The sequence below is a fragment of the Paraburkholderia sediminicola genome (assembly GCF_046030555.1).
In the GTDB taxonomy this organism is placed as follows: Bacteria; Pseudomonadota; Gammaproteobacteria; order Burkholderiales; family Burkholderiaceae; genus Paraburkholderia; species Paraburkholderia sediminicola_E.
Genome location: NZ_JAQQCH010000044.1, coordinates 11,871 through 38,735, shown reverse-complemented (window position 1 = coordinate 38,735; position 26,865 = coordinate 11,871). Strand labels below are relative to the sequence as shown.

The following is a 26,865-nucleotide window of genomic DNA, read 5'->3' as shown; positions in this document are numbered from 1 at the left end:
TTCAAGGAAAGGCCAAAGACCAAAGACCAAGAAAAACCCACCGCCGCAGGCGTACAGTCAAACCAAAACCCAAAAAAGTGATAATAGCCCCACCCGCCGAAGGCGAAAAAAACAAAGAAGCAAACCCTGATGATCATTCGCCCGCATCTCCATTGGTTCCGCATGCTGCTGGCCTGGCGGGGCTCCGTCCTCCCGCAGCTCCTGCCGCGCCTCTTCCTGATCTTCTGCATTGCGATCGTCGCCGTGGCCGCCCATGACCATCTGCTGCCGGTTTCGCTCAACATCAACACCACCGCCCCATTCTCGTTGGTCGGCATCGCCTTAGCCGTCTTTCTGGGCTTCAGGAACAACGCCAGCTATGACCGCTGGTGGGAAGCCCGAAAACTGTGGGGCCAGTTGCTGAACGACGCACGTTCGCTGACCCGTCAGGCAGTAACGCTGCCAAACAAGCCATTGCCTAAAACAGAAATCGAGGCATTCACAGCGGTCCTCTGCGCCCTTCCCCATGCGTTGCGTCACCAGCTCCGCAAGAGCGACCCGAGCCAGGACCTCGCCGCACGGCTCCCGAAACCGTTGTTCGACCGCGTCATGGCGTCGCGCTACAAACCGGCGACGCTGACGCTCTGGCTAGGCGAATGGGTGCAGCGCCACGCGCAAGCAGGCGCGATCGATCCTATGGCCGTGCTCGCCTTCGATCGAAACCTGAATGGACTGTCGGACATCATCGGCGGTTGCGAGCGCATCGCGTCGACGCCTCTGCCCTTCGCCTACTCGGTGATGATTCACCGCACGGTGTATTTCTTCTGCGCGTCGCTGCCGTTCGGCCTGGTCGATAGCATCGGGATCTTTACGCCCGTGTTCGCCGTGTTCGTGGCGTACACCTTCATGGCGCACGAGGCAATCGCATCGCAAATCGAAGAGCCGTTCGGCACCGACGACAACGACCTCGCGCTCAACATGATGTCGGTCTATATCGAAGACGCCACGCGCGACTTGCTCGGCGAGCCGGCCCTGGAGATGCCCAAGCCGGAAGCCGAGGGCTACACGCTCAATTGATGGGGGCCCGGCGCAAGCGTAGCCGCATGGCCGAAAAAAGATGGCAGCAGGCGCTGCGCAAACGCGCCGTTAACGCCCGACGCTCATTCGGTGCGGCCGGACCGACGACGTTCAATCGCTGCCGCCGCTCCGATAACGCTCATCCGGTGCCGCCGCTCGGATCCGAACAACGCTCAATCGTTGCCGACCGTCTCCGACAGGCGCTTGAGCGTCGCCACCCGCGCACCGATGATATCGATGCGGCTGCGCTCGTCAATCACCGGCGTAGTGGCGTCGAGATACGCGGTCCATGCCCGTTGTGCACGCACGAGTGTCGGACGCGAGCGCGCCGGCATCTTCGATTGCAAGCGGCGGTAATAGCGGTTCAGATCGAACATCGCGTGTTCGCATTGCGCGTCCGCGGTACAGGCGCGCGGACGGGGCGGCGGGTCCCCGCCGCCGGCGCTGACCCTGGCCAAGGCGCTGCGCAGCGCAAGCGCGCGGTCACGCACCGGCTGTAATTGCATATCGGCTTCCGCCAGCACATACATCGAGCCGTGCGTCGTCGCGAACACGGCCTCCAGCAACTGCTTCTCGACATCGCGCGAAGCCTGCCAGCTTGCCTGACTCTTTTCCCACGGCTTATGCTGCGCCTGCGGCAACTTCGTCTGAAGCTGCTGCCACGCGCTATCCAATGCGGCCTTCCAGCCGATCCGCGCGTTGTCCATACATTGCACCTGCCCCGCCGTCGACGACATGTCGCTGCGCGCAAGACAGGTGCGCATCGACGCGTCGATCGGATCGGCGGCGGCGACTTCGGCATGCGCCGGCAGCGGCGCGACGCCGAGTACCGCCGCCGACATCAGGACCAGCGCGCCCAACACGCGCCGCCAGCCGTCAGCGCTCGACAGGGACTTCACTACCCGCATCGTCAGGCGCGCACGCAATCGACGAAGTATTCGATGCGCCCGTTGATGGTTTCGCCGACAAGCCCGTGGATATCCGTGTGGAAACCCGGGAAGCGCTCGTTGAACTCGCGCGCGAAACGCAGATAGTTGACGATGGTCTTGTTGAAGCGCTCGCCCGGAATCAGAAGTGGAATGCCCGGCGGATACGGCGTCAACAGGATCGACGTGACGCGGCCTTCGAGTTCGTCGATCGGTACCCGGTCGATCTCGCGGTGCGCGAGCTTGGCGAACGCATCCGATGGCTTCATCGCCGGTTCCATACTCGACAGGTACATCTCGGTCGTCAGGCGCGCAATGTCGTTCGCGCGGTAGACGCTGTGGATCTGATCACACAGATCGCGCAACCCGACGCGTTCGTACATCGGATGATGCGAGACGAAGTCGGGCAGCACGCGCCACAGCGGCTGGTTGTTGTCGTAGTCGTCCTTGAACTGCTGCAGTTCGGTGACCATCGAGTTCCAGCGACCCTTGGTGATGCCGATCGTGAACATGATGAAGAACGAATACAGCCCGGTCTTCTCGACGATGATGCCGTGCTCGGCCAGATACTTCGTGACGATCGCAGCCGGAATGCCGGACTCGCCGAAGCCGCCGTCCATATCCAGACCCGGCGTGACGATGGTCGCCTTGATCGGGTCGAGCATGTTGAATCCTTCGGCGAGTGGGCCGAAACCGTGCCACGCGTCGTTCGGGCGCAGCATCCAGTCTTCGCGCGAGCCGATGCCTTCTTCGGCGAACTGGTCCGGGCCCCACACCTTGAAGAACCAGTCGTCGCCGTATTCGGCGTCGACCTTGCTCATCGCGCGGCGGAAATCGAGTGCTTCGGCAATGGATTCTTCGACCAGCGCCGTACCGCCCGGCGCTTCCATCATGGCCGCGGCCACGTCGCACGAGGCGATGATCGCGTACTGCGGGCTCGTCGACGTATGCATCAGATACGCTTCGTTAAAGCGATGCTTATCGAAGCGGCTGTTCTTCGAATCCTGCACGACGATTTGCGAGGCCTGCGAAATACCGGCCAGCAGCTTATGCGTGGAGTGCGTGGCGAACACCATCGCGCCAATGCGCGGACGGCCCGCGCCGATCGCGTGCATGTCCTGGTAGAACTCGTGGAACTCGGCGTGTGGCAGCCAGGCTTCGTCGAAATGCAGCGTGTCGAGCAGATCGCCCAGCATCTCCTTGATCATTTCGACGTTGTAGATCACGCCGTCGTACGTGCTTTGCGTGATGGTCAGAATGCGCGGCTTCAGCTCCGGATTCTTGGCCAGCGCTTCGCGGGCGAACGGATTCGCCAGGATCTTCTTGCGGATGTTTTCCGGTTCGAATTCGCTGCGCGGAATCGGGCCGATGATGCCGAAGTTATTCCGGGTAGGCGTGAGGAACACCGGAATCGAGCCGGTCATGGTGATCGCGTGCAGGATCGACTTGTGGCAGTTGCGGTCCACCAACACGATGTCGCCCGGCGCAACCGTGCCGTGCCAGACGATCTTGTTCGAGGTGGACGTGCCATTGGTCACGAAGAACACGTGGTCGGCGCTGAAAATGCGCGCGGCGTTGCGCTCGGAGGCTGCAATCGGGCCAGTGTGGTCGAGCAACTGACCGAGTTCGTCGACGGCATTACAGACGTCCGCGCGCAGCATGTTTTCGCCGAAGAACTGGTGGAACATCTGGCCGAGCGGGCTCTTCAGGAACGCGACGCCTCCCGAGTGCCCCGGGCAATGCCACGAATACGAGCCTTCATCCGCGTACTGCACGAGTTCCTTGAAGAACGGCGGCGCAAGCGAATCCAGATACACCTTGGTCTCGCGAATGATGTGGCGCGCGACGAACTCAGGCGTGTCCTCGAACATGTGGATGAAGCCGTGCAGTTCGCGCAGGATGTCGTTCGGCAAGTGGCGCGAGGTACGCGTTTCGCCGTACAGGAAGATCGGAATGTCCGCATTGCGGCGGCGCACTTCGGTCACGAACGCGCGCAACGCGACGATCGCCGCCGCCAGCTCCGGCGTCTCGCCTTCCACCACGACGTTATCGACGTACGGCAGCAGTTCATCGTCGTCGATTGACAGGATGAAGCACGACGCGCGGCTCGATTGCTGCGCGAACGAAGTCAGATCGCCGTAGCTCGTCAACCCGAGCACTTCCGCGCCTTCTTTCTCGATAGCTTCGGCCAAAGCCCGGATGCCGGAACCCGAGATGTTCTCGGAGCGAAAATCTTCGTCGATGATGACGACGGGAAAACGAAACTTCATGGGCGATTCTCCAAAAAGAACGACCGCTGCATTTGACTAAGCAGCGGTCACCCGAATAGCTGGTGGGTCAGTACGCTGCCGACGTCACGTCTTGGGCAACGTGACGCCGTGCTGACCTTGATATTTGCCGCCGCGATCCGCGTACGACGTTTCACAAATCTCGTCGCTTTCGAAAAACAGCACCTGGGCGACACCTTCGTTCGCGTAGATTTTCGCAGGCAAAGGTGTCGTATTCGAGAATTCGAGCGTGACGTGCCCTTCCCATTCCGGCTCGAACGGCGTCACATTGACGATGATCCCGCAACGCGCATAGGTGGATTTGCCCAGACACACGGTCAGGACGCTGCGCGGAATACGGAAATACTCGACGGTGCGGGCCAGCGCGAACGAATTCGGCGGGATGATGCAGACATCGCCCTTGAAGTCGACAAACGACTTCTCATCAAAGTTCTTCGGATCGACGATGGTCGAGTTGATATTCGTGAAGATCTTGAATTCGTCGGCGCAGCGAATGTCGTAGCCGTAGCTCGACGTGCCATAGCTGACAATCTTCCGGCCGTCTTCGGAGACGCGAACCTGATCGGGTGCAAACGGTTCGATCATGTTGTGCGACGCGGCCATGCGCCGGATCCACTTGTCGGATTTGATAGTCATAGGTGAACGCTGCTCGACTTGAGTGACAGGTGTGTGACGGGTAACAACCCGGTGGGTACCGGGCAACTTATCGGCAAACTCTCGGGGAAGAGCCTGAGCGGAACGCCGTTCAAACGGGCGCCGCCGGACGATGCCCAGACTACGCATCCCGCAAACCGGGTGCCCCGGCCACGTGCTCCGGGCCAGGCGCCTCAGCTATGGGCTCCGCGCCAGGCGCCCCCGGCTACGCGCCCCGCACGAAAGGGGCTTATTTTACGCGATCGCGAGAATGCTGCTACAGGTATGGCCTGAGAGCGGTTCGGCGCACGTCCAGAAGCCGTTGTGGGGCGGTCAAGCCGCTCCGCACGCAGATGAAGCGCAAAGCGCGTGCTTACTCATTGGCGAATCAGCCCGCATGCGAGCGCGGAGCCTGCCCCAAGCTGCGGATACGCGTACGGGTCGGTCGCGTCATGATGCAACAGCACCGCGCGTTGCAACACCGAGCGGATGCCGTCCAGCGACACGTCCGGCGCAACGATGAAGCCGCTGGCCACGCCGTTCGCGTCCGCATGGATGTTGCCAAGATCACCTTCGACCCGGGCACCTGCTTTCAGCCGCTCGGCTGCCGGCGAGAACACCGGGCCGGCGCTGGAGCCGTCGGCGGCATTGCAGTCGCCACGCTCATGCACTTGCAATGCGTGATCGCTATTGGGCGGCAAGCCCACGAGGTTGTAGGTGACCTGCACGCCATCCGAACGCTCGATGAACGTTACGAGGCCGCGCGCCTGATTGCCCACGGTGGGCAGCAACTGCGCGTCAGCACGCTTTTCCTGTGGTCTCAGGAACGTGCTGCAGCCGCATAACAGCATGCTGCTGGCAGCCAGGACGATGAACGCATGCACCGCCTGCCCGTCGATTCGTTTTCCCATGCGATCCTCTTGCCGGCCTGGCGGCCGCCCCTGCGGCCGCCGAGCCGAACTTGTGAAGTCGACATGATACCGCGAGACCAGGCGAAAATTGACGCCTTGGCCCCGCTTTGGCCCCTTGTCCGAACGGCTACTCAGGTGTTCTGGACAACGATGCTGGGAAACTTCGAGGTCATGTCGCGAGCCCGCTCGGCGATATGGATCGCAACCTTACGCGCGATCGAACGGTAGATCTCGGCAATACGCCCCTCCGGATCCGCCACGACAGTGGGTTTGCCCGAGTCGGCCTGTTCACGGATGGCGATATCAAGCGGCAGGCTGCCGAGCACGTCGACGCCGTATTCCTTGCCCATCCGCTCGCCACCACCGGCGCCGAAGATATGCTCTTCGTGGCCGCAATTCGAGCAGATATGCATACCCATATTCTCGACGATACCGAGGATCGGAATGCCGACCTTCTCGAACATCTTGAGGCCCTTCTTCGCGTCGAGCAGCGCGATGTCCTGGGGCGTCGTGACGATTACGGCACCCGTCACCGGCACCCGTTGCGACAAGGTCAGCTGAATGTCGCCAGTGCCCGGCGGCATGTCGACGATCAGGTAGTCGAGATCTTGCCAGTTGGTCTGCCGCAGCAGCTGTTCGAGCGCCGAGGTGGCCATCGGGCCACGCCATACCATCGGGTTGTCCTGCTCGATCAGAAAGCCGATCGAGTTGGCCTGCAAGCCGTGGCCGGTCATTGGGTTCATCGACTTTTCGTCGGGCGATTCGGGACGTCCGACAATCCCGAGCATCATCGGCAGCGAGGGGCCGTAGATGTCCGCATCGAGGATGCCGACCGACGCGCCTTCGCTCGCCAGTGCCAGCGCGAGGTTCACGGCGGTCGTACTCTTGCCGACCCCGCCCTTGCCCGACGCCACCGCGACGATGTTTTTAACGTTCGGCAATAGTTTGACGCCACGCTGCACCGTGTGCGCCGCGATGTGCTGGGACACCTCGACGCGCGCGTTTGCCACGCCCGGAACGACTTTCAGCGCGTCGGCAAATTGCGTGCGGATCGCTTCAAACTGCCGTTTGGCCGGATAGCCGAGTACCACTTCGAGGCTGACCGTGTCACCCTCCACGGCCACGTTCCTGATGTTCCTGGCAGCCGTGTAGGGCTTGCCCGTGTTGGGGTCAGTGACGGCCGCGAGGGCGGCGTCGACCATAGCCCGATCGATACTCATTGACACTCCGTGGGGAACACTTGCGGCGCTGCGGAATCGAAGTTTCGGCCACGCGCCAGAATTTGAAAAAAATTGTTAGACAGCATTGCTAAAACCAGGTGCGCCGTGCACCCTTCGGGCAGGCGGGACGCCATGGGGTCGCATCGCTGCGTACTTCAGTCATCATTGTAGTGGCTGGCGCCAAGCCTTGCCGGAAGACCCTTCTCCACTGTCGGACCGGGATCAGGGAAGGCGCAGGATTCTCGTATTGTCAACTTGTGCGCTTTAAGACCGTCACGTTTGGCGGATAGATTTATCGCTTCCACCCGCTTCACTCAAGAGGAATCAAAAAATGAATGCAAAAATCATGACTCGCGTTGCCGTTTTTGCCGTTGCCGGTTCGTTGCTGGCAGGCTGCGCAAGCCAACAAGGCACTAACACGGCTGTCGGCACGGGCGTGGGCGCCGGCACCGGCGCGGCGATCGGCGCGATCTTCGGCGGCGGCAAGGGCGCGGCGATCGGCGCGGGCGTCGGCGCTGCGGTGGGCGGCATCACCGGCTACAACTGGCAAGCCATTCACAACAAGCTGTCGGGCGCCACCAAGGGCACCGGCACGCAGATCACCGAGCAGCCGGACGGCTCGCTCAAGCTGAACATCCCGAGCTCGGTCACGTTCGACACCAACAGCTACGGGATCAAGCCGTCGTTCGCGCCGGTGCTGGATCAACTCACGCAGACCCTGCAGCAGAATCCGGAACTGATCGCCCAGGTGGTCGGCTACACGGATAGCACGGGTCAGGCGGCTTATAACCAGACGCTGTCGGTCAACCGCGCGCAAAGCGTGACGGGCTACCTGGGGCAACGCGGCGTGGCGCCGCAACGCCTGTCAGCTGAAGGCATGGGCCAGAACCAGCCGATCGCCGACAACAACACCGAAGCCGGCCGTGCTGCAAACCGTCGCGTGGAAATCTATCTGCGCGCTACGGCTCAGCACGCAACGCAATAACGGCAAAACCCGAACGGAGATGAAGGAACCGGGCGCCGGGCAATCGGGCGCCGGGCATCCGGGCGCCAGGCTCTTGCCACAGGCGGCCGGTACACCGTAAAAAGCGGAGGAAAGAAAAACTCGCCCGAGAACGAAAAAAATTTCGAACTCTGCCGAAAATCCGCGGTCTGTCTTTACGGTACGTGGCTGGCAATTGCCGTCGCGTCACCATTCTCCTCTTGTCGTTGTTGCTCCGGGGTTAATAGCCCCGGTTTTTTTTGGGCGCACGGTTTTCGCCCCGTAGGAAGTCCTCTTGGGGGACACACCTACCCGCTCAAGCAACCACTCAGCCGGCCCAGCCCGCGCCGGGCGCCTGCCCTGCTAGAATCAACGTTTCGTCCCACCGCAGGCTCCCACCATCCTTATGTCAGCACCCGCAACCGATCTCTCCGCCGGCGCGCCGTCAGGCCGTCGCCAGGTTCTCGTCACGTCGGCCCTTCCGTATGCGAACGGGCAAATCCATATTGGCCATCTGGTCGAATATATCCAGACGGACATCTGGGTCCGGACGTTGCGAATGCACGGGCACGAGGTCTACTACGTGGGCGCGGACGACACACACGGCACGCCGGTCATGCTGCGCGCGGAAAAGGAAGGTCTGACGCCGAAGCAGTTGATCGACCGCGTCTGGCAAGAACACAAGCGCGATTTCGACAGCTTCGGGATTTCGTTCGACAATTACTACACGACCGATTCCGAAGAGAACCGCGTGTTGAGTGAATCGGTCTACCTTGCGCTCAAAGACGCCGGCCTGATCGAAGCACGCGACATCGAACAGGCATACGACCCTGTCAAGGAAATGTTCCTGCCGGATCGCTTCATCAAAGGCGAATGTCCGAAGTGCGGCGCGAAAGACCAGTACGGCGACAGCTGCGAAGTATGCGGTTCGACTTATCTGCCGACTGATCTGATCAATCCGTATTCGGTCGTCTCGGGTGCCACACCGATTCGTAAGACCTCGACGCACTACTTCTTTCGCCTGTCCGACCCGCGCTGCGAGAATTTCCTGCGCGCGTGGGTGGGCGGTCTGGCACAGCCGGAAGCCACCAACAAGATGCGCGAATGGCTCGGCGACGCCGGCGAAGCCAAGCTCGCCGACTGGGATATCTCGCGCGACGCGCCGTATTTCGGCTTCGAAATTCCGGGCGCGCCGGGCAAGTATTTCTACGTGTGGCTGGACGCGCCGGTCGGCTACTACGCGAGTTTCAAGAACCTGGCCGTTAAGCGCGGTCTCGATTTCGACGCTTGGATTCGCAAGGGTTCGACCGCCGAGCAGTATCACTTCATCGGCAAAGACATTCTGTATTTCCACACGTTGTTCTGGCCGGCCATGCTCGAATTCTCGGGCCACCGCACGCCGACCAACGTGTTCGCGCACGGCTTCCTGACGGTGGACGGCGCGAAGATGTCGAAGTCGCGCGGCACGTTCATCACCGCGCAGAGCGTGATCGACACGGGCCTGAATCCGGAATGGCTGCGCTACTACTTCGCCGCCAAGCTGAACAGCACGATGGAAGACCTCGACCTGAACCTCGACGACTTTCAGGCACGCGTGAACAGCGATCTGGTCGGCAAGTACGTGAACATCGCGAGCCGCGCCGCCGGCTTCCTGATCAAGCGTTTCGAGGGTCGCGTGCAGGACAGCGCGATGCAGCATCCACTGCTCACCACGCTACGCGCCGCCGTGCCGCAGATCGCCGCGAACTACGAAGCGCGCGAGTACAACCGCGCATTGCGCCAGACCATGGAACTGGCCGACGCGGTCAATGCCTACGTCGACACCGCCAAGCCGTGGGATCAGGCAAAAGACCCGGCCAACTCGGTCGCGTTGCACGAAACCTGCAGCGTGAGCATCGAGGCGTTCCGTCTGCTGTCGCTCGCGCTCAAGCCGGTATTGCCAAAGCTGGCGGAAGCGGTCGAAGCCTTCCTCGGCATCGAGCCGCTGGTGTGGGCCGACGCGAACGTGCCGTTGAGCTCTACGCGTCCGATCAACGCGTACAAGCATCTGATGACACGCGTCGATCCGAAGCAGATCGAGGCGCTCATCGCAGCGAATCGCGATTCGCTGCAAGCCACGCCGGAAACCGCGGCGCCGGCGGATGCGAAGGCCAAGTCGAAGGCAGCGAAAGCAGCCGCCGCCGATAAGGAAGAAACGCCCGGCGTCATCTCGATCGACGACTTCGCCAAGATCGATCTGCGCATCGCGAAGATCGTCGACTGCAAGGCGGTGGAAGGCTCGGACAAGCTGCTGCAACTGACGCTCGACATCGGCGAAGAAAAGACGCGCAACGTGTTCTCGGGCATCAAGTCGGCCTATCAGCCGGAGCAACTGGTCGGCAAGCTGACGGTGATGGTCGCGAACCTCGCGCCGCGCAAGATGAAGTTCGGCCTATCCGAAGGGATGGTGCTGGCGGCCTCGGCCACCGACGAAAAGGCCGAACCGGGCCTCTACGTGCTTGAGCCGGATAGCGGCGCGAAGCCAGGCATGCGCGTGAAATAAAGCGCGCGGCGTCGAACGCTGCAGGCAAAAAATAAAAACGGCACGCTTTAAAAGGCGTGCCGTTTTTTTGTGCCGTGGCGTGGCTCACCCCCCTTCAGTCACTGCCCTATCACCAACGGATCCGGTCGAAGCGCCGCGTATAAAGCAACTCCAAGCCGTCGAACGTGCCGCCATAAGCCGCAACCGACCAATAGCGCGTCAGATGGACTGTTGCCTTGATCGCGTTGCTCGCCGACTGCAGGCCCTGCTCGTAACCGAGCACGAGCCACTCGTTGATCGCTTTCGACACCATCACCACTTGCGGATCGGTCAGCCCGACTTCGCTTTGGCCGATCGAAAACTCGTCGAGCCCGAACGTCTGCGCAATCCGCTTGCCACTCGCGCTGCCGAGCAAGGCGAGCGCAGTCGTCATCGTGCTTTGCTGACCGAGGTTGTTGCCTTGATCCGTGCCGTGCCCAAACAGCAGCCACGAGAGCTTTTCGTTATCCGGCACGTTCGGTTCGGAGATCAGCTTCGCGACGGGGAACTGGACCGTGCCCGTGACCTGCACACCCGCCTCGACCTGCTGATTGCGGCGCATCGCGAGAATGTTGATGCCTGGATTGGCCACCGGACCGTTGAAGGTGAAGAAGCCGTTCTCGATGTTGAGCTTGCGGCCGAACGCGGTGTAGGTGGAGCCCTGCGTCACACGGACATTGCCGATCGCGCGCAACGGCAGGTTCGGCGCGCTCATCGCAGTGATCGTGCCGCTCAGGCCAAGATCCGCGCCTTGCCCGCGGAAACGGAAGCTGTTGCCGAGACTGAGGTCGATATTGGCGCGCGGCGCGAACGGACCGATCGGCTTGTTCGTGCCGGCGACAGCGGGTGGCGACCGCTCACCTGCCACTGTGCCGTCCGGACGCACGATCACCACATCGTCGCCGAGCTTTGGCGCAGACTGCTCCGGCATATCGAACAACGCGTGATCGACCACGAATTTGCCGTTGATCGCCATGCCGCCCTCTGCCCCGGCGTTCGCCACGCTCGCGCTGCCCGACAACGACAGATTGCGGTCCGGCGCCGCGAACAACTCCAGCTTGTCCGCGACGATGCTCGCGGACAGATCCGGTTCCGCGCCATCCAGACGCACGCGGCCGGTGGCGCGCAGCGTACCGCTCGCACCGTGAAACTCGACTTGCTGGAAGTCCACCAGATTCTGCGAGAGCGCGATGCGCACGACTCCGTCCTTCAACTGCACGCCCTGGTCGACCATCGTTGCCGACAGACCATCGCCGAGCAGCGACCCCGTCAGGTTCGGCTTGGCGACCGTGCCGCCGAGCGCGAGTTTCAGCGCGAGGTGGCCATCGAGCAGATAGCTCGGGCCAAACAGGCCGCCGGTCGTTTTCAGTGACGGCACGTTCGCATTCACGTTGCCGCTGACCGCCCCCTCTTCGTTGACAGTCAGGAAGCCGTCGCGCGGGACGAGCGTGGTATGCGCGTCAGCGTCGATCACGCCGATGCGGCTGGCTTGCGCGTGGACGGTCGCATTCAGCCGGTTACCGCCGCTGAATTCAGCGCGCGCGGTCATGTCCGTGATGCCCAGCGAGGCCAATCCACGGCCGATTTCGACCGTGACGTCGCCGCCGCGGCGCTTCAACTGAATGTGGCCGCTCGCGGTGCTGCCAAGCGTGAAGTCCCAGTCGCTGTCGAACACCAGATCGGTTTTGACGGCCGGCGGCTCGCCGGTGATTTCGCGCCGGAGATCCTGCAGGCGCGCGAGCGAAATGTCGGTCAGGGTGCCGGCGGACTGGATCTTGCCGTGGTCGAAGGCGAACGATTTCAGGCTCAACACCGCGCCTTCGAGCGTGAGACGTGTGGCGCCGAGCGTCAGACGGCTCGGTCCGGCGCTCACGGCGAGCGGCGACTCGAGATTCAGCGCAGGGGTGCCTCGATTCTGCAGGCGAGTCACCGTGCCATCCCAGCGCGTGCCGTCGCGCGCTTCGGTCAGCTTGCCGTTGGCCGCGAGCGTCAGATCGAGTGGACGGTCCTGCAGCTTGCCGGTAGCCGCCGCCTCCAGCGTATGGCTTGCGCGCGTGCCGGACAGGCGTGCCGTGAGCGTGGTCAGATCGACACCGCCGGCGCTGAGATTGCGCGCGTCGGTCGTGAAGACGAGCGCGCCGTTCGCACCGTCGCGCAGCTCGGCGTGACCTTCCGCATGGCCGATGCGGTTACTGCTGAACACTACGCTGTCGGCCTTGTAGTTCAGCACCACATTCGGATGTGCGAACGAGCCGGTGACGTCGCCATCCGCCGCGATGAGGCCGGCGAGGCCGAAACCGAGCCGCTCCAACTCCGGCGCATCGACGCGGAAACGCAGCCGGTCGCCGCGCGCACCGAAGCTGCCTTGCAAGTCCACCTGATTGCCCGCCACCGAGAGATTCGCGCGGCTCGGCAGAATCCGCGAGCCGGCTAGCTGGACCACGCCGCTGCCCGTCAACGGCAGGCCGTCGTAGACGCTTGAGCCGAGTTTGAATTCGGCCTTGGTGGTAAAGACCGGGCCAAGCATGCCGGCCGCGGTGAGCGTGCCGTTCACGCGCGCTTCGATCTTGCGGGCGGGCGCCGCGCCGCGTTTGGGTGGCGGCGCTTTGCGTTGGACCACTTCAGTCCGCACCGCGGCCTTGGCGGTGTTCTTTACCGCGGCAGCGGCTTTGTCGCCAGGGGCCGCGCTTTTCGCGCCGGCCGTGCTGCCCGCTTCTGCCACACCTTGCGCGGGTCTCTTACTCCGGGCGTTGCTCGCCGCGGGTGCAGGGGCCGTTACCGGCGTGCGCGACGGCATCTGCGAGGTCAGCGTCAACGGATCGAAGTCGGTCAGTTGCGCTTTCAGGTTATAGGTGGAATTCGCGTCGTGTTTGAGCGCGCCGGAAAGATCGATGCGGCCTTTGCCCGACGTGACGCGAACGTCGTTGAAGCTCATTCGCGCGGGGTCGAACGTCACCTTGCCTTGCGCACGCAAGCCTGCTTTCGGGTCGGCGAGATCGAGGGTCAGGCTTTGCACGTCGTCGTTCAGACGGATGCCGATCGGACCCGAAAGCTGGGTGGGCCGCACGGTCGCCTCGAGCGCATTCAGATCGAGTCCGGCGACTTGCAGATCGAACTGGCCGCGCTTGCCGGTCAGCACACCGCCGCCGGTGAGCGTGGCGCTCTTCACGAGCCGAACCTTCAGGTTCGAGATGCGCTGCGCCTGGGCGTCGAGACGCACGTCGGTTTGTGCGTCGATCAGAGGCAGCAGGTTCTGGTCGATTGCGCCAGGTTTGGCGTTGACGATCGAGACATGGCCGGCAACGGCGAAACCTGCGGCGCCTTTCTTTGCCGCATCCTGGCCCACTGGCGCCAGTTCCGCCCGCACCGCCAGATCCGCCAGCGGCGCGCCCGGCGCAAACGCCTGCGGATTGATGTGGTCGAAAGTCAGTGTGGCGCGTTGCAACGGCACGTCGCCGAACGGCGTAGCCTCGACCCGGGCATGGCCGGCGAGCTTCATGCCGCTGGCATCGAGTTCGGCGACGAGATTCTCCAGCGAGCCACTGAGATGGCCGCCCACCTGCACCGCCTCATTGTTGACCTTACCCGAGTAGCCCACATCGCCGGTCAGCGGAAACGGCCGCGCCCCGTCAAGCTTCGCCGCCGCCGTTACCGCGCCGAACGGGGTGTCGAGCCGCTCGATCGCGGCCTCATGGTGGCGACCATCGCTGCGGCCATGGAACATGAAACGGGAAAGCTCCGTAGTCGACCCACCCTGGCGCAACAGCAGTTTGTCGACCTGCACGTCGCGCACCTCGAGTTGCATCGGCAAGCGTAAGTCTTGCGGCAGTTTCAGCGCTCCGCTGCTGCTCGAAGACGAAGAACCGACGCGGGCGTCGATCGTCCCGACATGCAGATAGTCGATCGTGAAACGCCACGGCTTGCGTGTCAGCCCCCAGCGGCCAGCTACGCGGTCGATCTGGATATCGGTACCGCTGCCGTCGAGACTGCGCCAGCGCACCTGCCGGAGTTGCACGCCGTTGGCGATGGCACCGCTCTCGAGCGTGCCCGTCAGCTTGCCGCCGAGCAATTTGACCGCCGCCTGCCACGCATAAGCCGTCCCGCGCTCAGTCGTCAGCGCGCCGTACAGCAGGCCGATTGCCACGGCGACCAGCAGCACCGGCACGGCGACCGTCCACGCAAGCGTTTTCAGCAGCAACCGGCCGCGACGGCGCGCAGGCGGCGGCGCGTCGGGCGAAGGCTGCTGTCCGGGCGGCTCGCCTGGTGGCTGAGCACCAGGCGGCTGCGCGGGTGGTTGGGTGGAAACGTCCGTGGTCATGCGTGGATCATGTAAGAGCAGGTTTCCATCAGAAGGCGATGCCGAGCGTCAGATACGGCCGCACGCTCCTGTTGCGGATCCCGTAGGCGACATCGACATTGACCGGGCCGACCGGGCTGCGCCAGCGCGCCCCGACGCCGACACCGGGATAAAAAACTTTCTCGCCCCAGGTATCGGTGGCGGTACCGACGTCGAAGAACGCGGCTGCGCCCCAGTCGTGAGTGAACCAGTGCTGATACTCGGCCGCTGCGGTAACCAGGTATTTGGTCGGCAGCACGGAGCCGTCGACGTTATTACCGATGCTCTGATAGCTATAACCGCGTATCGAATTCGAACCACCCGCGCGGAACAGCAGCGAAGCCGGAATGCCGCTCGAACTTCCGCTCGTGAACACGCCGCCGAGTTCTGCACGGAACAGCACAAGGTCTTCCTTGCCGATCGGCAGGTACTGCTGGCCGCGGGCGTAGCCGCGCACGAACGTCTGGTCGGTCAGCACGCCTTTGACCGCGAAGCCCGCTTCGACGTGAATCAGATTGCCCGAGCGCGGGAACAGCGGATCGTCGGTATTGCGGCGGGTCCATGACCATGATGGCACCAACGCGCGACTGGTGGTCGGCGCGCTCGCGTTCTGGTCGAGCCGGTCCTGGTAATAAAGGATCGAGTAGTTGTAGTCGATGAATTGCGACGTCCGAGCCCGCTGCAAGCCGCCGCGAATGCTGTAGATGCGCGTGTCGGACACGTCCGTGGTGGTGTAGGACGCCAGCACACTATTTGTCCATCCGCGCGGCCCCGGCGGCATCGCGAGCTGGATTTGCCCGTATTGCTGAATCTGATCGAGGCGCCCCTCGACCGTGAACGGCCACGCTTTGCCGAACGTGTCGAGATACGAATACGAGCCCTGGATCAGCGGACCGTTGTCGGTCGAATAACCAACCCCGCCGCGAATGCTGTTGTACGGATATTCCGACACTTTCACATGCACCGGCGTGTCGACCGGCTTGGCCGGATCGCTGTCCACGTCGATCGCAACACTCGCGTAGTACGGCGTGTTCTGCAACTGCCGCTGCAATTCGGTGACGCGCTGCACGTCGTAGATGTCGCCGGCCGAAATCGGATTCACGTTGTCGACGATCTGTTCCGGATAGCGCCGCGTACCGGATACGTCGAGCTTGCCCATCGTGAAGGTCGGGCCGCTCTCGTACGTCACCGACAATTTCGCTTCATGCGTGCGCGGGTCGATTCGCGCCTCGGAATGGTAGATCTTTGCGCCCAGGTAACGGCGCGCCTGCAATGCCTTGAGCGAGGCGTTTTTCGCGTCGTCCCAGTCGCCTTGCGAAAACGGATCGCCTTCATGCAGTGAAAACGCGAAGCGCGAGGCGTTTTCCTGCGCCGGGTCTTCGGTCAGCACCGGGCCGCGAAACGACAGCGAAATCGACGTGATGAGGGTTTGCGGGCCGGGATCGACGCTCACGGTCACGCGCTTTTTGTCGTCGACGGTTCGCACGTCGGTACGCACAACCGGCGTGAAATAGCCCTGCGTGGCGGCCAGATCGCGCACCTGCTGGGGGGTGGCGGTAATCAGAAATTCGAACTGGTCGTCGCTGATGTCGGGACGTTTGGCGAACCGTGCGACGTCCAGGTGCGCTTCGAGCAGCTTGCGCAGCGAGCGCGGCGTGGCTTCGATATCCACCTTGTAGCTGGCGGCCGCGCGCCGCGCTGCGTGCGCGTCGACCGCGCCAAGCATGAGCATGACGATGCCGAATGCCAGCCACGCACGCAGCCAGCGCCGCACGGGCATGAGATGCCCGCGCTCAGTACCGGCCTTGTCGCGCCGCACACGCGGCTTTCGGATCGCACATACCGCCAAACAGGACCTCCGGCCGTGGTTGATGAATTCTGTCGCTCGGGCTCGCCGCGGCGGCCGAAGCTCGCTATTTGACCACATCGGCGAAACCGCGCCATCTCTTAAAAAGGCGTTTGCGGCGTGCCGCACTGCGGGCTCTTCGGCCGCTGGACCGCACGCCATGCGCCATGCGTAATCATGCGTAATGACACCCGCCCGGCCGCACACCCCGGATTCGCACACCACCTCGCCAGCCACGCGCCCGCCTTTGACGCGTCGCGGTAGCGCGGGTTCCGGGTGTTTCTTGCATGCCGGCCGCGCACCGCGCCGCCATTTTTCGACCCCGCGCGGCGCATGCGGTAAAATTATGGAATAGGAGCGATGCCGCGCGGGGATCCCCGCTGGGCAGCCGCCATTCCCCACACCACGGACGTCTAGCCATGTATCAATCGGACATCACCCAGTTCCTGAACCAGCTCAAGCAGCAAAAACCGAATCTGGAAGCGGAGCAGCGCCGTGGCCGGTCGCTGCTGTGGGACAAACAGCCGATCGATCTCGAAGAGCGCGCCGAGCAGAAAGCCTCGCGCGTAGAGCAGACGCCTTACTCGTACTATCAAAACTTCTAAGCGCGTGAGTCACGCCGACGAGGCAAAGGGCGCCAAGCCGGCGCCTGACGCCGCGCTTGCCGCGCCCACTACCGACTCGACGCCGGACACCGTAGACGGCATCGCTTTCGCACGCCTGTACGGCGAGCCGCTCTTCAAGCTGCCGACGGATCTGTACATTCCGCCAGACGCGCTCGAAGTGTTTCTCGAAACGTTCGAAGGCCCGCTGGATCTGCTGCTATACCTGATCCGCAAGCAGAACTTCAACGTGCTCGACATCCCGATGGCGGACGTCACGGTCCAATACCTCGGCTACGTCGACCAGCTGCGCCAGACCAATCTCGAACTCGCCTCCGAATATCTGCTGATGGCCGCCATGCTGATCGAGATCAAGTCGCGCATGCTGTTGCCGGTGAAGAAGGCCGATAGCGGCGACGAAGCCGAAGATCCGCGTGCCGAACTGGTCCGGCGCCTGCTCGAATACGAGCAGATGAAGCTCGCCGCACAGCGCATCGACCATCTGCCGCAGCTTGGCCGCGATTTCCTGCGCGCCGAGGTGTACATCGAGCAAAGCATCACGCCGCGCTTTCCGGATGTGGATAGCGAAGACCTGCGCGCCGCGTGGGCCGACGTGATCAAGCGCGCCAAGCTCGTGCAGCATCACAAGATTTCGCGCGAGGAATTGTCGGTGCGCGAACATATGAGCACGATCCTGCGGCGACTGCAGAACGCGCGCTTCATGGAGTTCTCGGATCTGTTCGACACGAGCAAAGGCGTGCCGGTGGTCGTGGTGAATTTCATCGCCATGCTCGAGTTGTGCCGTGAGTCGCTCATCGAAATCACGCAGGCCGAGCCGTTCGCACCGATCTATGTGCGCCTCGCCTATCTGCCGGCCTGACGCCGCAAAACGGGGCTTGCGCATGCCATCGCTACCGCAGATGCCTCGTTTCGGTGCGCCCCCGGAGCAAATCCACTACAATCCGGCGCTCCGAACCTGTCATTACCAGTGAGGCTGCGGGCCACGCGAAAACCAGAGTTTTTGCGCCAACCGGGTCTCGCGCCGCGCGAGGAAATCCCTGTCCGATCATGAAAGTCATCAGCTCGATCCATGAATTGCGCGACCAGTTGCGCGGCCAGAATCGCACCGCCTTTGTGCCGACCATGGGCAATCTGCACGAGGGCCATCTGTCGCTGATGCGCCTTGCGCGGCAGCACGGCGATCCAGTGGTGGCGAGCATCTTCGTCAACCGCTTGCAGTTCGGCCCGAACGAAGATTTCGACAAATACCCGCGCACGCTCGAAGCCGACATCGACAAGCTCCAGAAAGAAGGCGTCTACGTGCTGTTCGCGCCGACGGAGCGGGATCTGTATCCGGAGCCGCAGGAGTACCGCGTGCATCCGCCGCACGATCTGGGCGACATTCTTGAAGGCGAATTCCGGCCCGGTTTCTTTCAGGGTGTGTGCACGGTAGTGATGAAGCTGATGTCGTGCGTGCAGCCGCGCGTCGCGGTGTTCGGCAAGAAGGATTATCAGCAGTTGATGATCGTGCGCAGCATGTGCCACCAGTTCGCGCTGCCCACCGACATCATCGCCGCGGAAACCGTGCGTGACACCGACGGCCTCGCGCTTAGCTCACGCAACCGCTTTCTGCAGACGGCCGAGCGCGCTGAGGCGCCGATGCTGGCCGCCGAGCTCAATCGTGTGCGCGATGCGGTGCTCGCGGGCGATCTCGACTTCGCAAAACTCGAACAAGCGGCGATGGCGGCACTGGCCGCGCGCGGATGGCAGCCTGATTACATCGCCGTGCGCAAGCGCTCGAATCTACTGGCACCGGGCGCGCAAGATGCGAATGCGGAGTTGGTCGTGCTGGCCGCCGCCAAGCTCGGCAGCACTCGTCTCATCGACAACCTCGAAATCTGAAGCAGTCTCAGGCTGCGCAAACACGCGTCAGAAGCACAAGGGATTGGTCATGCAACGCAACATGCTGAAGTCGAAAATCCATCGCGTCGCGGTCACGCACTGCGAACTGCACTACGAAGGCTCGTGCGCGATCGACGAGGACTTGCTGGAAGCCGCGAACATCGTCGAAAACGAACGGATCGACATCTGGAACATCAACAACGGCGAGCGTTTCTCGACGTACGCGATCAAGGGCGAACGCGGCAGCGGCATGATTTCGCTGAACGGTTCAGCCGCGCGGCGCGCGCAGCTGGGCGATCTGGTGATCATCGCGGCGTTCGCGGTGGTCGACGAAGCGGAACTGAAGGCAGGCTGGAAGCCGGATCTGGTGTTCGTCGACGACAACAACAAGATCAAGGGCAGCCGCGATCACGTGCCGACCCAGAACTGGACCTGAGCCGGCCTTTCGCCGCACGGTTCCATGCAGCGGGCGGCCACGCCGCCTGCTGATTCAGGTCACGCCTTCTTGCTGGCGCCGTTGGTCCATTGGATGATCGGCTGCCACTGCTCCAGATCCTTCTCCACGCGGCTTTTCGCGACGTCCCACAAGGTCAGGCCATGCGCCGCCAATTGCACGTAATTCTGCGTGTCGCGCAGGTAACCCAGCACCGGCAGCTTCAATCCCTCGACAAAGCGGTGCAATTGCTCCGCTGAGCGCGTGCGCGCATCGACGCGCATACCCACGACACCGATCTCGATCGCGCCTTTCCTGACACCCTTCTCCTTCGCCAGCCGCTCGAGAAATTCCTGGGTGGCGAGAATATCGAACATGGACGGCTGCAGCGGCACGATTACCTTGTCGGCCAGATCCAGCGCGATATTCAGGCGGTTGCCGTGCAACCCGGCCGGCGTGTCGATGACCGAGTGTTCCAGACCTCTGGGCGGTTTGACGGGGTTTTCCGGGTCGACTTCCCAGATCTCGATGGGCGGCAGCGCAGGGGGCCGCAGCGACAGCCACGCATGTGCGGACTGCTGTTTGTCGAGGTCCGCCAGCGCGACCCATTCCCCGAGCGACGCGAAATAGCCGGCCAGATTGGTGGACAGCGTGCTTTTACCCACGCCGCCCTTCGGATTCGCCACCACGATCACCGTCATGAATTCTCCCGGAAAGAAGGCTGGGCGCCGCCAGCCGGTTTGCCGCGCAGTTTGCTGTGACTTGCGCCGATGTGTCCTGATCCATGCCGGTTTCAGGTTCACCCGCCGATCCAGCCGTTGATAATATCGGCAAATGCACCGGGGTCGAAGCCCCCAAACGGCTAATTCGCTGCCCTATACCCCTGTTTTTTCCACCGAGGACCCGAATCTCATGAGCAAACTCCGCCCGGAATACACCATCGAGCGCCTGCATGAACGTCAGAAGGGCAAGCTTCCCGGCTTGCTGGGCGTGCATGTTCTGGCGCTGGAGCAAGGCGCCTTGACCGCGGAATTGACCGTGCGCGACGAATTGCTCGCGCCGAACGGGTTTTTGCATGCCGCCACCGTGATCGGCCTCGCCGATACGGCCTGCGGCTATGCCTGCCTCGCCCACCTGCCCGAGACGGCGCGCAATTTCACGACCGTCGAGCTGAAAAGCAATTTTGTCGGCACGGCGACGGAAGGCACCATCCGCGCGGTCGCCCAGGCCGTGCATCTAGGCCGCAGCACGCAGGTATGGGATGCCACCGTTACCGATCCGAACGGCAAGACAATGGCGCTGTTTCGCTGCACGCAAATCGTGTTGTATTGACTGAGTGACGCGGGGGCGCGGCGAAGGACTCGAAATGTCCGAAGCGCCTTGGCTCAGGCCATAAAAAAGCACGCGGCCTTACGGCGCGTGCTTTTTGTGTTGTCAGGCGAGGCGGAGTGTCGGAATGCCGGAGCGGCCTGGTGGCTTAGTGCCTGGGTGCTTCGCCGGCTTGAGGTTTTACCGAAGTGCCAGATGTGGCTACCGCCCGCACAACCGCTCAAACGTGTCAGGCGGCCACTGCGCGTGGTGCCTTCACACTGCCCAGCGCCAGCGCGCCGCCGCCGAGCAGCGACTGCACGGCCAAAGTCACCGCCCAGAAAGCCGGGTATTCCCAGCCGCCGTGCGGCGACGCAAACCCCCAGCCGTTATGCAGATGCTGCGACATTGCGCCGAGCATGAACGGCAGCAGCACGAGCGCGACCCAGCGGACCTGGACGCCGAGCAGCAGCGCGATACCGCCGATCAATTCGACGAACGTCGTCACGTAGCCAAGCCAGCCCGGCAAGCCGAGCGACACAAAAAACTGCGCCGTTCCCGGCAGCGTAAAAACAAAAATCTTCTGCAAGCTGTGTGCGAGATACAGGACGCCCAAGGCAAGGCGAAGTAGCAAAGCGGCCAGATCGGCGGAGCGGTTCGAGTGCATAACGTGTCCTTTACGAGAGAAACGGCCCGCATCGGCCGTCGACGTCAAGACTGTATTCGAACCACACAAAGCGAAAAACCGCCCTTCAGACTTTGATTACTTCCCAATAGGATTCAATCACCGCCGTTCCGTTGATCTTCGTCAGCCGATCGCAGCAAAAAGCTTCGAAAGATCAAGGTGCTCGGCGAGCGTATCGGCCAGACGATCCAGCGACGCCTCGCGCAGCGCCGGGTAGTCGATTTTCTCCGCGTCGCTCAAGCCCGCCCACGCCAACAGTGCGGCGCACGCGGCCGGTGTGTCGAACAGACCGTGCACGTAAGTCGCGAGAATCTGGCCATCGGCCGAGATCGCGCCGTCCGGATGCGCGTCGTGCGCATCGCCCAATTGAAGCGCGGGCGCACTCAACGCCGGACCTTGCGTCTCTCCCATGTGAATCTCGTAGCCGGCAACCTCGGGCGAACCGGGCAATGCGAGATGCCCCGTCACATTCTTGAGCGTCTTTTCGCGCGTCAGTACCGTCGAGTAATCGAGCCAGCCGAGACCCGCACTCGTTCCGGGCGCGCCTTCCACGCCGTACGGGTCGGCCACTTCGCGTCCGAGCATCTGCATGCCGCCGCAAATCCCGATGACGCGGCCACCGTAACGTAAATGCCGTTGCAGCACCGCATCCCAGCCTTGCGCGCGCAGAAAGGCCAGATCGCCCGGCACATTCTTCGAGCCGGGCAGGATGATCAGATCGGCCGGAGGAGGCGGCGTGCCGCTTCGCACGTAATGGAAATCGACCTGCGGATGCGCACGCAGCGCGTCGAAATCGGTGTGATTGCTGATATGCGGCAACACCGGCACGACCACTCGCAACATCCGCCCCGTATCACCGCTTTGCGCGGCGCGCAGTTCAGGCGGCAGCATGTCTTCGGCATCGAGCGTCAGACCGTGCAGGTAAGGCACCACGCCAAGCACCGGCTTGCCGGTTTTCGCTTCGAGCCAGTCGAGCCCAGGCTTCAACAGACTGACGTCGCCGCGAAAGCGGTTGATGATGAAGCCACACACCCTCGCCTGCTCACTCTCCGATAGGCACGCGAGCGTACCGGTCAGATGCGCGAACACCCCACCGCGGTCGATGTCAGCCACCAGCACGACCGGACAGTCGACCGCTTCAGCGAAACCCATGTTGGCGATATCGCGGTCGCGCAGATTGATCTCGGCGGGACTGCCGGCGCCTTCAACAAAAATCGTGTCGTACGCCGCCTGCAAACGCGCATACGATTCCAGCACCGCCTCGAAGGCGACCGGCTTGTAGTCGTGATACGCGCGTGCATCGAGATTCATGCGCGCCTTGCCGTGGATGATCACTTGCGCGCCGCGATCGCTCGTCGGCTTGAGCAGCACGGGGTTCAGATCGGTATGCGCGGCGATGCCGGCGGCCACCGCCTGCAAAGCCTGTGCGCGACCGATCTCCCCGCCGTCGACGGTCACCGCGCTATTGAGCGCCATGTTCTGTGGTTTGAACGGCGCGACCCGCACGCCGGCGCGCCGCGCCAGCCGGCACAAACCCGCGACGAGCGTGCTTTTACCCGCATCGGACGTGGTGCCCTGAATCATCAGCGTGCCGCGCGGCACAGGTACAGCGTCTTGCGGGGTCGAAGTCGTGGTCACGGAATGTCGGGCTCGGCGATGAATGGGCAATAAACGCGGGCAATGAACGCGGCATTATCCCATCGTGCCGGCACGCGCTGCACGCCGGTACAATCACGCGATGATTCCCCGCGACCTCACCTTCGTTCTCGGCGGCGCCCGTTCAGGCAAGAGCGTGCACGCCGAACAACTGGCGAACAGCAGCGCCCTTCCCGTCACCTACATCGCCACCGCACGCGTGGCTGATGACGCCGAATTCAGCGCGCGCATCGCGCATCATCGCGAGCGGCGTCCGGCGCATTGGCAGTTGCACGAAGCGGGGGTCGACCTCGCCGGCGTCGTGACGCAAGTCGACGCGCCTGACCACTGCATTCTGATCGACTGCCTGACCCTGTGGCTCGCCAACCTGCTGTGCCCGCCTGACGGCGACGGCTTGCCGGTCGATCACTATCACGCGCACTTTGCTGCTTTCGAAGCGGCGCTCATCAATGCCAAAGGCAAGATCATCGTGGTCAGCAATGAAATCGGCCTGGGCGTAGTGCCGCTCGGCGCGGAAACGCGCCTCTATGTCGACGAACTTGGACGCCTCAATCAGCGCATCGCCGCGTTGAGCACCCAGGTCACGATGATGGTCGCGGGCTTGCCGCTCGCCCTGAAAACAGCAGGCGGCGCGTGATGCTGTCGCTCCCTCTGATCGTTACGCTGGCAACGGCGGGCGTCGCCGTCGACCGTTGGCTCGGTGAGCCACGCGCCGCGCACCCGCTGGTCGGTTTCGGCAAATGGGCGAAGCGCCTCGAAGCACGCTATAACACCGGCCGCCGCTTGCGGCTCAAGGGGCTGCTCGCGTGGTCGTTGGCGGTCATGCCGCCGGTGCTGATCGCCTGGTGGCTGGTCGCCGTGCTGCCGTTTTTTGCGGCCTGCGCAGTGCATGTCGTGTTGCTGTGGTTCGCCCTCGGCGCACGCAGTCTGCACGATCACATCGCGCCGATCGCACAGGCACTGGCGAAACGCGACCTGGCGCAAGCGCGTCTCTTGACCGCGCGCATCGTGTCACGCGAAACCGCCGATGCCGACGAAGCGGCGCTGTCGCGTGCCGCCGTCGAATCGGCGCTGGAAAACGGCAACGACGCGATTTTCGGCGCACTGTTCTGGTTCGCGATTGCAGGCGGTCCAGGCGCACTGGGGTTTCGTCTGGCCAACACGCTCGATGCCATGTGGGGCTATCGCACGCCGCGCTATTTGCGCTATGGCTGGGCCGCCGCGCGAATCGACGATGTGCTCAACTGGATTCCCGCGCGCCTCACCGCAGCCAGCTATGCCTTGCTCGGCGACACGCGCACCGCGCTGCGTTGCTGGCGCGAACAGGCCCCGCGTTGGGACAGCCCGAACGCCGGCCCGGTCATGGCGTCGGGCGCGGGCAGTTTGAACGTGTTGATCGGCGGCCCCGCGGTGTATCACGGTGCGCTTGAACACAGACCGTCGCTCGGCTTCGGACACCCCGCGAAAGCCAGTCATGTCACCGCGGCGTTGATGCTGGTCGAACGCACGGTGATTCTCTGGCTGGCGGTGCTGATCGTGCTGGCTTTGCTGAGTGTGCCCTTTCATGGTTGATCGAGCGGCTGCTCACAAAGCGGATACCGGCACCGCGTTCAACGCCGTGGCTCACGGCGGCAATCTGCACGAAGCGGCCGAGCGTTACGGCATTCCGTACGCACAATGGCTCGACCTGTCGACGGGTATCAATCCGCACGGCTATCCGGTACCGCCGGTTCCAGCCGATGCCTGGCGCCGTCTGCCCGACGAAGGCGACGGCTTTGCCGCCTGCGCCGCGCGCTACTACGGCGCGCCCGATGCCGCCCACGTGCTGCCCGTGGCGGGAAGCCAGGCGGCGATTCGCGCGCTGCCCTCGCTGCTGCCACGCGCCCAGGTGGGCATCGCACCGCTCACATACAGCGAATATGCGCCCGCATTCGAGCGTGCCGGACATGAAGTCGTGCCACTGCATGTGTCTTGGGAAACCTTGCCCGATACACTCACGCATTTGGTCGTCGTGAATCCGAACAATCCGACCGCAGAGCATCTGAGCGCCGGCAAGCTGCTGCACTGGCATGCGCAACTCGCCGCACGCGGCGGCACGCTGCTGGTCGACGAGGCCTTCGCCGATACGATGCCTTCGGCGTCGCTCGCGGCAAGCACCCATCTCGACGGCTTGATCGTGTTGCGTTCGCCAGGGAAATTCTTTGGGCTTGCCGGTGTGCGTGCGGGCTTCGTACTCGCTGCGCCGGCTTTGCTCGACGCATTGCGTCGTACGCTCGGGGCATGGACGGTCAGCGGTCCGGCTCGTCATGCTGTCAAAGCCGCGTTTGAGGATGAATTGTGGCAACAGCACATGCGTACGCGGCTCGGCGCCGAAAGTGCCCGTCTGGTGAATCTGCTGCGTGCACACGGTCTGGTCACCCAGAGCACCCCGCTCTTTGCGTGGACCGACGATGCCCGCGCCGCCGCTCTGCATGAGGCATTAGCGCAACGCGGCGTGTGGACACGGCTTTTCACGGCATCGGGCAGTGTGCGCTTCGGGCTGCCCGCGAGCGACGCGGAATGGGCACGTCTCGAAGAAAGTTTGCGCGAGGCTGTCCGATGATTCGACTTCTCCGCTTCGCCATCGCCGCGGCACTTTGCGCGAGTACGCTGCACGCGCACGCCGCAATCACCGTCACCGACGACACCGGCGCAACCGTCACCTTGCCTGCGCCCGCACAACGCGTCATCAGTCTCGCTCCGCACGTCACCGAATTACTTTATGCCGCTGGCGGCGGTGCGAAACTGGTCGGCGCCGTGTCCTATAGCGACTATCCGCCTGAAGCGAAGCAACTGCCGCGCGTTGGCGACAACAAGGCGCTCGACCTCGAACGAATCGTCGCGTTGAAGCCCGATCTGATCGTCGTGTGGCGGCATGGCAATGCGCAGCGCCAACTTGATCGCCTGCGCGAAATGCATGTGCCATTGTTCTTCAGCGAACCGCATCATCTCGATGACGTTGCCGTGTCGCTGACAAAGCTTGGGCAATTGCTCGGCACTTCGCCGACTGCCGACGCCGCGGCGGCCGCCTATCGCCAGGACATCGCACGATTGCGCACGCAGTATGCGAGCCGTGCGCCTGTCAGCGTGTTCTATCAGGTATGGGATCAGCCGTTGATGACGCTCAACGGCGAACATATGGTGAGCGACGTGATTACGCTATGCGGCGGCCGCAATGTGTTTGCGAAACTCGAACCGCTGGTGCCGACCGTCTCGACCGAAGCGGTGCTCGCCGCGAATCCGGACGCAATCGTCACCGCCGCGCCCGGCGCGACCAAACCGGACACGACTTTGCCGCAACTTGGCACATGGCGCGCGTGGCCGAGTCTGACGGCGGTGACGAACAACAATCTGTTCGCCATCGACGGCGATCTGATCAACCGGCCGGCGCCGCGTATTGCACAAGGAGCGAAGCAGATGTGCGAAGACCTGGAGCTGGCGCGCTCGCGCAGGAAGAGCGGCGCACAGTGACGCCCCAACCC

General features: G+C 63.2%; 22 protein-coding genes. 12 read left to right on the top strand and 10 right to left on the bottom strand.

Annotated elements, in window-relative coordinates; all coding sequences use genetic code 11:
* Positions 1-129: 129 nt before the first annotated feature.
* Entirely contained in the window at positions 130-1,056 is a 927-nt protein-coding gene (locus PQQ52_RS33710) for a bestrophin family protein (RefSeq protein ID WP_408221207.1), read from the top strand.
* Positions 1,057-1,229: 173 nt separating this feature from the next.
* Here PQQ52_RS33710 and PQQ52_RS33705 read toward each other — a convergent pair whose 3' ends face one another.
* From PQQ52_RS33705 to apbC, 5 genes are all read right to left on the bottom strand, one after another.
* On the bottom strand, positions 1,230-1,964 hold the full coding sequence (locus PQQ52_RS33705) for a lysozyme inhibitor LprI family protein (RefSeq protein ID WP_408221205.1): 735 nt from the start codon (positions 1,962-1,964) through the stop codon (positions 1,230-1,232).
* Positions 1,965-1,966: 2 nt separating this feature from the next.
* Positions 1,967-4,252, bottom strand: coding sequence for an Orn/Lys/Arg family decarboxylase (locus PQQ52_RS33700; RefSeq protein WP_408221203.1), 2,286 nt, complete (start codon positions 4,250-4,252; stop codon positions 1,967-1,969).
* A gap of 84 nt (positions 4,253-4,336) precedes the next feature.
* A complete protein-coding gene (dcd, locus tag PQQ52_RS33695) occupies positions 4,337-4,906 on the bottom strand; it encodes a dCTP deaminase (RefSeq protein ID WP_012432068.1) in 570 nt (189 codons plus the stop codon).
* Positions 4,907-5,280: 374 nt separating this feature from the next.
* Complete coding sequence (locus tag PQQ52_RS33690; protein WP_408221201.1) at positions 5,281-5,814, bottom strand: superoxide dismutase family protein; 534 nt, start codon at positions 5,812-5,814, stop codon at positions 5,281-5,283.
* Positions 5,815-5,945: 131 nt separating this feature from the next.
* Positions 5,946-7,034, bottom strand: a complete 1,089-nt coding sequence (apbC, locus tag PQQ52_RS33685; protein ID WP_408221199.1) for an iron-sulfur cluster carrier protein ApbC — start codon at positions 7,032-7,034, stop codon at positions 5,946-5,948.
* Between the two features lie 331 nt (positions 7,035-7,365).
* On the opposite strand from apbC, the gene PQQ52_RS33680 reads away from it, so the two are divergent.
* Together PQQ52_RS33680 and metG are read left to right on the top strand one after the other, a co-directional pair.
* Positions 7,366-8,019 carry a YiaD family glycine zipper/OmpA-like lipoprotein gene (locus PQQ52_RS33680; RefSeq protein WP_408221197.1) on the top strand — a complete coding sequence of 218 codons (654 nt, stop codon included), beginning with the start codon at positions 7,366-7,368 and terminating at the stop codon, positions 8,017-8,019.
* A gap of 403 nt (positions 8,020-8,422) precedes the next feature.
* On the top strand, positions 8,423-10,558 hold the full coding sequence (metG, locus tag PQQ52_RS33675) for a methionine--tRNA ligase (protein ID WP_408221195.1): 2,136 nt from the start codon (positions 8,423-8,425) through the stop codon (positions 10,556-10,558).
* Between the two features lie 109 nt (positions 10,559-10,667).
* Here the strand turns inward: metG and PQQ52_RS33670 are convergent, their stop codons facing one another.
* Together PQQ52_RS33670 and PQQ52_RS33665 are read right to left on the bottom strand one after the other, a co-directional pair.
* Complete coding sequence (locus tag PQQ52_RS33670) at positions 10,668-14,894, bottom strand: translocation/assembly module TamB domain-containing protein (RefSeq protein ID WP_408221193.1); 4,227 nt, start codon at positions 14,892-14,894, stop codon at positions 10,668-10,670.
* A gap of 28 nt (positions 14,895-14,922) precedes the next feature.
* The gene (locus tag PQQ52_RS33665) at positions 14,923-16,761 is read right to left on the bottom strand and encodes an autotransporter assembly complex protein TamA (RefSeq protein ID WP_408221191.1); all 1,839 of its coding nucleotides are present in this window, start codon (positions 16,759-16,761) and stop codon (positions 14,923-14,925) included.
* A 416-nt stretch (positions 16,762-17,177) separates the two neighbouring features.
* On the opposite strand from PQQ52_RS33665, the gene PQQ52_RS33660 reads away from it, so the two are divergent.
* The 4 genes from PQQ52_RS33660 (at position 17,178) to panD (ending at position 19,698) form a co-directional block, all read left to right on the top strand.
* Positions 17,178-17,363: a DUF3460 family protein gene (locus PQQ52_RS33660; RefSeq protein WP_054035105.1), complete on the top strand. Its 186-nt coding sequence runs from the start codon at positions 17,178-17,180 to the stop codon at positions 17,361-17,363.
* Between the two features lie 4 nt (positions 17,364-17,367).
* On the top strand, positions 17,368-18,240 hold the full coding sequence (locus tag PQQ52_RS33655) for a segregation and condensation protein A (protein ID WP_408221189.1): 873 nt from the start codon (positions 17,368-17,370) through the stop codon (positions 18,238-18,240).
* A 188-nt stretch (positions 18,241-18,428) separates the two neighbouring features.
* A complete protein-coding gene (panC, locus tag PQQ52_RS33650; protein WP_408221187.1) occupies positions 18,429-19,262 on the top strand; it encodes a pantoate--beta-alanine ligase in 834 nt (277 codons plus the stop codon).
* A 49-nt stretch (positions 19,263-19,311) separates the two neighbouring features.
* Complete coding sequence (panD, locus tag PQQ52_RS33645) at positions 19,312-19,698, top strand: aspartate 1-decarboxylase (protein ID WP_012432059.1); 387 nt, start codon at positions 19,312-19,314, stop codon at positions 19,696-19,698.
* Between the two features lie 59 nt (positions 19,699-19,757).
* On the opposite strand, the gene PQQ52_RS33640 is transcribed toward panD, so the two are convergent.
* A complete protein-coding gene (locus PQQ52_RS33640) occupies positions 19,758-20,396 on the bottom strand; it encodes a ParA family protein (RefSeq protein WP_408221185.1) in 639 nt (212 codons plus the stop codon).
* Between the two features lie 211 nt (positions 20,397-20,607).
* On the opposite strand from PQQ52_RS33640, the gene PQQ52_RS33635 reads away from it, so the two are divergent.
* On the top strand, positions 20,608-21,027 hold the full coding sequence (locus tag PQQ52_RS33635) for a PaaI family thioesterase (RefSeq protein WP_408221183.1): 420 nt from the start codon (positions 20,608-20,610) through the stop codon (positions 21,025-21,027).
* A gap of 226 nt (positions 21,028-21,253) precedes the next feature.
* On the opposite strand, the gene PQQ52_RS33630 is transcribed toward PQQ52_RS33635, so the two are convergent.
* Together PQQ52_RS33630 and PQQ52_RS33625 are read right to left on the bottom strand one after the other, a co-directional pair.
* Positions 21,254-21,670, bottom strand: coding sequence for a DoxX family protein (locus PQQ52_RS33630; protein WP_408221181.1), 417 nt, complete (start codon positions 21,668-21,670; stop codon positions 21,254-21,256).
* 141 nt (positions 21,671-21,811) lie between these two features.
* Positions 21,812-23,272, bottom strand: coding sequence for a cobyric acid synthase (locus PQQ52_RS33625; RefSeq protein ID WP_408221211.1), 1,461 nt, complete (start codon positions 23,270-23,272; stop codon positions 21,812-21,814).
* Positions 23,273-23,426: 154 nt separating this feature from the next.
* Between PQQ52_RS33625 and cobU the strand changes: the two genes are divergently transcribed.
* The 4 genes from cobU to PQQ52_RS33605 are packed head-to-tail and all read left to right on the top strand — an operon-like array spanning position 23,427 to position 26,854.
* Positions 23,427-23,981, top strand: a complete 555-nt coding sequence (cobU, locus tag PQQ52_RS33620) for a bifunctional adenosylcobinamide kinase/adenosylcobinamide-phosphate guanylyltransferase (protein ID WP_408221179.1) — start codon at positions 23,427-23,429, stop codon at positions 23,979-23,981.
* Positions 23,981-24,916: an adenosylcobinamide-phosphate synthase CbiB gene (gene cbiB / locus PQQ52_RS33615; protein WP_408221177.1), complete on the top strand. Its 936-nt coding sequence runs from the start codon at positions 23,981-23,983 to the stop codon at positions 24,914-24,916. Before cobU ends, cbiB begins: the two co-directional genes overlap by 1 nt.
* The gene (cobD, locus tag PQQ52_RS33610; RefSeq protein ID WP_408221175.1) at positions 24,909-25,946 is read left to right on the top strand and encodes a threonine-phosphate decarboxylase CobD; all 1,038 of its coding nucleotides are present in this window, start codon (positions 24,909-24,911) and stop codon (positions 25,944-25,946) included. The genes cbiB and cobD overlap by 8 nt, the downstream gene beginning before the upstream one ends.
* Positions 25,943-26,854 carry a cobalamin-binding protein gene (locus tag PQQ52_RS33605; RefSeq protein ID WP_408221173.1) on the top strand — a complete coding sequence of 304 codons (912 nt, stop codon included), beginning with the start codon at positions 25,943-25,945 and terminating at the stop codon, positions 26,852-26,854. Before cobD ends, PQQ52_RS33605 begins: the two co-directional genes overlap by 4 nt.
* Positions 26,855-26,865 lie beyond the last annotated feature (11 nt).

Coding starts and splice junctions, on each gene's coding strand:
- PQQ52_RS33710 (WP_408221207.1), top strand. CDS start 130: ATGATCATTCGCCCGCATCTCCATTGGTTCCGCATGCTGCTGGCCTGG.
- PQQ52_RS33705 (WP_408221205.1), bottom strand. CDS start 1,964: ATGCGGGTAGTGAAGTCCCTGTCGAGCGCTGACGGCTGGCGGCGCGTG.
- PQQ52_RS33700 (WP_408221203.1), bottom strand. CDS start 4,252: ATGAAGTTTCGTTTTCCCGTCGTCATCATCGACGAAGATTTTCGCTCC.
- dcd (WP_012432068.1), bottom strand. CDS start 4,906: ATGACTATCAAATCCGACAAGTGGATCCGGCGCATGGCCGCGTCGCAC.
- PQQ52_RS33690 (WP_408221201.1), bottom strand. CDS start 5,814: ATGGGAAAACGAATCGACGGGCAGGCGGTGCATGCGTTCATCGTCCTG.
- apbC (WP_408221199.1), bottom strand. CDS start 7,034: ATGAGTATCGATCGGGCTATGGTCGACGCCGCCCTCGCGGCCGTCACT.
- PQQ52_RS33680 (WP_408221197.1), top strand. CDS start 7,366: ATGAATGCAAAAATCATGACTCGCGTTGCCGTTTTTGCCGTTGCCGGT.
- metG (WP_408221195.1), top strand. CDS start 8,423: ATGTCAGCACCCGCAACCGATCTCTCCGCCGGCGCGCCGTCAGGCCGT.
- PQQ52_RS33670 (WP_408221193.1), bottom strand. CDS start 14,894: ATGACCACGGACGTTTCCACCCAACCACCCGCGCAGCCGCCTGGTGCT.
- PQQ52_RS33660 (WP_054035105.1), top strand. CDS start 17,178: ATGTATCAATCGGACATCACCCAGTTCCTGAACCAGCTCAAGCAGCAA.
- panC (WP_408221187.1), top strand. CDS start 18,429: ATGAAAGTCATCAGCTCGATCCATGAATTGCGCGACCAGTTGCGCGGC.
- panD (WP_012432059.1), top strand. CDS start 19,312: ATGCAACGCAACATGCTGAAGTCGAAAATCCATCGCGTCGCGGTCACG.
- PQQ52_RS33640 (WP_408221185.1), bottom strand. CDS start 20,396: ATGACGGTGATCGTGGTGGCGAATCCGAAGGGCGGCGTGGGTAAAAGC.
- PQQ52_RS33635 (WP_408221183.1), top strand. CDS start 20,608: ATGAGCAAACTCCGCCCGGAATACACCATCGAGCGCCTGCATGAACGT.
- PQQ52_RS33630 (WP_408221181.1), bottom strand. CDS start 21,670: ATGCACTCGAACCGCTCCGCCGATCTGGCCGCTTTGCTACTTCGCCTT.
- PQQ52_RS33625 (WP_408221211.1), bottom strand. CDS start 23,272: ATGATTCAGGGCACCACGTCCGATGCGGGTAAAAGCACGCTCGTCGCG.
- cobU (WP_408221179.1), top strand. CDS start 23,427: ATGATTCCCCGCGACCTCACCTTCGTTCTCGGCGGCGCCCGTTCAGGC.
- cbiB (WP_408221177.1), top strand. CDS start 23,981: ATGCTGTCGCTCCCTCTGATCGTTACGCTGGCAACGGCGGGCGTCGCC.
- cobD (WP_408221175.1), top strand. CDS start 24,909: ATGGTTGATCGAGCGGCTGCTCACAAAGCGGATACCGGCACCGCGTTC.
- PQQ52_RS33605 (WP_408221173.1), top strand. CDS start 25,943: ATGATTCGACTTCTCCGCTTCGCCATCGCCGCGGCACTTTGCGCGAGT.